At 63.4% G+C, this 254-nt stretch carries 1 protein-coding gene; it reads left to right on the forward strand.

Annotated features, from left to right (window positions below; all coding sequences use genetic code 11):
• Positions 1-254: methyl-accepting chemotaxis protein (locus OC610_RS29320; RefSeq protein ID WP_264433365.1), on the forward strand; the 254-nt coding region annotated here is incomplete at both ends.

Below are 254 nucleotides of genomic sequence, written 5' to 3' on the forward strand. Positions count from 1 at the left end.
GACGTGATCAAGTCCGTGGCCCAGCAAACCAACCTGCTGGCCCTCAACGCAGCCATCGAAGCAGCCCGTGCTGGCGAGGCCGGACGAGGCTTTGCCGTGGTCGCCGACGAGGTTCGCAGCCTCGCCCAGCGCACCCAGAAGTCCACCGAAGAAATCGAAGAACTGATCGTTGGCCTGCAAAACGGCACCGAGCAGGTCGCGACCATCATGGACAACAGCCGCAACCTGACCGACAGCAGCGTCGAACTGACCCG

The organism is Pseudomonas agronomica, assembly GCF_025917275.1.
GTDB classification, from domain to species: Bacteria; Pseudomonadota; Gammaproteobacteria; order Pseudomonadales; family Pseudomonadaceae; genus Aquipseudomonas; species Aquipseudomonas agronomica.